Raw genomic sequence first — 3,221 nt, 5'->3', positions numbered from 1 at the left:
CGCCTGCGGCGCAACAGCAACAGATTTTTATAACTTATTTTGGGCGGGGAGCTGTCTTGACATAGGGGTCCACCTCAAAAGACGACGTTGCAGGGCAACTCGGGGCAAGCGCGCCCGAGATGCGTGAGCAGCAGCACGCGCCAAGCAATGATCATGTAGAAGGCCAGCGCGGGCTTGCGGTGCTCGCGCTGTTCCAACTGTAAACGCTCGATTTTGCAGCCGCTTTTCAAAATCTTGAAAAAGACCTCCACTTGCCACCTGCAGAGAGACCAGGCGATCTTCTCGAGCGCCTGCTCGGGCGTGTCGACGGGCAGGTTGGTCAACAACAACCACTGCACGGGGTCCTCGCCGGGCGGTGGATTGACCTCGCTGGCCAATACGGCGGTGACGGTGACGTCGCTGAGCGCACGATCGGGACGTCGCGGCGCCTTCAAGGTCACGCGCACGGCTTTGAGGTGCTGCTCAACCGGGCGTGCGGGTTTGCCGTGTCCGGCGGGACGGGTGAAGGTGATCGTCGTCAGCACCGCGGCGGCGGCGAGTGCCTCGCTCAGGGTGCGCCCATCGGTGAGGCGGCGATCGTGATACTGACCGCGGATCAGCCAATCGGCCCCCGACTCGGGACAGGGCGCCTCAACGAACGGGTCGTAGAGGTCGCCCTCGCGGTCGGCGATGTCGGTCAAACGGGTCTCGGGCAAGGCGTTGACGTTGGCAAAGCCATCGACCCAGCGCACGCTTTCCTTTTCTTCGAGCGGGCGGTTTGCGGCCTTGCCCTCACCCAAGACTGCCAGGCTCGCGCGCCCAACTGTGCAGATCCAGCAGCCCCAAGGGCACCCGATCTGGGGTCACCGCCAGGGTCGGATGCAAATACAGCCCCCAGCGCGTCTCATCGTTCAGCGGGCCAAGCCCCTTCATGCGGTCTTTCTTGGAGGTGTAATCCAGCTCGGTCGTGTCCTGGATGCACAGCACCCGCGAGTGCGCGCGCAGACGCTCCTGCGTGCAGGCGATGTGCGGGGCGAGCACGCTCGCCGCCGTGACGCGTTCATGGCCGAGCAAGCGATAGGCACCGCGCGTCTCGTCCCAACACCTGCTGAGCACGCCGATTGCGCCGCACATCCCCCAGGTCGATGCCGCTCAATTCCTCCTCCAGCGTTCACAACGTCAGGTCCATGTCGGGTGGTGTCACTCTCTCGGTCGGCTCAAGCAGGGCGGTTTCGTGCATCAGGCGGTGTCTCGGTCAATTTCAGTCGGGACGTATTGCACATGAACCTCATCCGCGCGGTCTACCCGGATGCCAGGAGTGCTCCTGATTTGTGTACGATGCCGAGCCAAGATGTGGGTCAAGCTAAGTGAGTTATAGTCCCATGGTGAGGTGTGCTGTGGGTGCGGGTGGATTGCTTATTCGTGATCGCCAAGCGGCAACCGAAACCCCGGATAGGCAAAAGCGCCCGCGATCTTGGTGCAGTCACGTTCTGTCACACCGGCGCGTCTAGCGGTTTCATACCAGGTTGCACGCACCTGGTCTTCCATCTTGGCGATGACGGCTCTGGCATCGCTGGGTTCCAGGTAAAAGCGCGGGCCTTGCGAAAGCAGGTTGTCGGCATGTGCATAACGGCCGTAGTCACCGCAATCCAATGCCAGGTCGCGGCGGTCCAGGCTGATCGGCGTATCCGGCGTCAGGTCATAGGCGGGCGACAGTCGCCAGTCTGCTGTCCGAGCGATAAGCGCATGATTACGCGGGTGGTCGTCGGTATTCGAGATCAGCGCGTTGAAGCACATGCGGCGGAACAGCTCCTGCGCATCATGGCGCGGTTGGGCGCTGACGCGCCGCAGCTCTTCAGCCAAGGTGATATACGACCAACGCTCCCGTTGTTGTGGCGAGTCGTCCGTACGCAACAAGGTGAGGCCGCTGATCATGCGCGCCCGAATGTAGCCGTCGTCGGCTTTCTCGCGGTCGAAGCGTTTGACCAGCAATAAGTCCCGGTTGCCGAGCGTTGTGAGTTTGCTCACCGCTGTCTCGATCCCGCATGCGCGTGCCAGCATGAGCATGGCGTGTTCGACGCGAGCGAAGTTCCACGGATCATCCGTGCGATTGAATTTTGCGATCCAAAGATCGGAATCGTCTTCAACGACCGCCTTAGGCCGGGCACCCCCCATCGAGGTCCCGACCAACATCAGATCCTTAACTTGGTCGGCTTCCGCGCCTTGCGGGACCTCTACATCGGCGATGAAGGCATCGGCCAGGTCCTGCAGTTTTTGCAGGTCGAGGGTCTGATTGAAGTGCCGCTTGGGAGTAGGGGGCTCCTGGTTCAACCCAAACCCCAGCGCACCTGCGCGGTCATCAGGCGCAAACAGGAGGTAGTCCACTTCTCCAGGACGGACCCTGGCGGCGTGCTTGTCGATGACGCGCCGTCCCCAGTGATCGGGACTGGCATCGCGCAGTGCGCCGAAAATGCCGTTCTGCGTCGTCGTGCGGTAAGTCGCCTTGCCGAGTTTGAGTTCAACCGGATCGATCGGTACCGCGTCGGGCCGGTCGAGGTAGCTGCGGCCGTAAACGAAGCGACCGAGTGGACCGCCGCGTTGCTGCTCCAGGACAAACCGACCAGCGATGACGAACTCGGTCTGCCCCGGCAGCGTGATGTAGACAAAGCATTCGTGCGCGCCGAACCTAGAAGTCATTGTCGAGCTCGTCCTTCTTGCGGGCCCGCGTCCGTCCCTGGGAGAGTTCCAGCATCAGGCCCTCTTCGTCGGTCAGCGGATCCGCCAGGTCGCCAGCCGATTCCAGCAGGTCGTAGGCCCACAAGAGCGCCATGTAAACGGCGACGCCGGTGCCGAGCTTGCCCTTCTCGGCATCGGCAACCGGGCGTGGGCCGGTGCCGATCTTCTCCGCTACCTCGGCAATCGTCAGGTTCCGTCGCAAGCGGGCGGTGCGCAGGTTGGCCCCGAGCCGCCTCACGGCTTGTTCGACCGGGTAGGGAGGTGACGTCGTCAGCAGATTTTTCTGTGCCATGAGCTTTTAAAGACTTCCAGGGAGAATTAATCTGCTTTTAATCGCATAGTGAGAAGCGCAACGGAAAAAGTCAAGCTGCAGGTGCTTTTAAAAGCATGCAAATCCAGTTAGCCAGTGTTAAATGCACTTCTTGGTTCGAGTGCGGCCTCTGAATGATGTCTCAGCAACAGCATTCGGCGCCGAACTGATCAATGCGCTGCCAGAACTGAGTCCA

Annotated in this window: 5 protein-coding genes; all 5 read right to left on the bottom strand. The window is 61.5% G+C overall.

Going from position 1 to position 3,221, the window contains the following annotated elements:
- Positions 1–74: 74 nt before the first annotated feature.
- Complete coding sequence (locus G3480_RS25715; protein WP_240906079.1) at positions 75–779, bottom strand: IS4 family transposase; 705 nt, start codon at positions 777–779, stop codon at positions 75–77.
- Positions 772–1,053 carry a hypothetical protein gene (locus G3480_RS28765; RefSeq protein ID WP_476718474.1) on the bottom strand — a complete coding sequence of 94 codons (282 nt, stop codon included), beginning with the start codon at positions 1,051–1,053 and terminating at the stop codon, positions 772–774. The genes G3480_RS25715 and G3480_RS28765 overlap by 8 nt, the downstream gene beginning before the upstream one ends.
- On the bottom strand, positions 1,040–1,135 hold the full coding sequence (locus tag G3480_RS29750; RefSeq protein ID WP_476718473.1) for a hypothetical protein: 96 nt from the start codon (positions 1,133–1,135) through the stop codon (positions 1,040–1,042). Before G3480_RS29750 ends, G3480_RS28765 begins: the two co-directional genes overlap by 14 nt.
- Before the next feature lie 260 nt (positions 1,136–1,395).
- Positions 1,396–2,676, bottom strand: coding sequence for a type II toxin-antitoxin system HipA family toxin (locus tag G3480_RS25710; RefSeq protein WP_164657058.1), 1,281 nt, complete (start codon positions 2,674–2,676; stop codon positions 1,396–1,398).
- Positions 2,666–3,007: a helix-turn-helix domain-containing protein gene (locus G3480_RS25705; protein ID WP_164657057.1), complete on the bottom strand. Its 342-nt coding sequence runs from the start codon at positions 3,005–3,007 to the stop codon at positions 2,666–2,668. Before G3480_RS25705 ends, G3480_RS25710 begins: the two co-directional genes overlap by 11 nt.
- Between the last annotated feature and the right edge of the window lie 214 nt (positions 3,008–3,221).

This window comes from Thiorhodococcus mannitoliphagus (genome assembly GCF_010915725.1).
GTDB lineage: Bacteria > Pseudomonadota > Gammaproteobacteria > Chromatiales > Chromatiaceae > Thiorhodococcus > Thiorhodococcus mannitoliphagus.
This window is presented reverse-complemented; position numbering and strand designations above follow the sequence as displayed.

Excerpts from the sequence above, each read along its gene's own strand:
- G3480_RS25710 (WP_164657058.1), bottom strand. The coding sequence starts at position 2,676 with ATGACTTCTAGGTTCGGCGCGCACGAATGCTTTGTCTACATCACGCTG.
- G3480_RS25705 (WP_164657057.1), bottom strand. The coding sequence starts at position 3,007 with ATGGCACAGAAAAATCTGCTGACGACGTCACCTCCCTACCCGGTCGAA.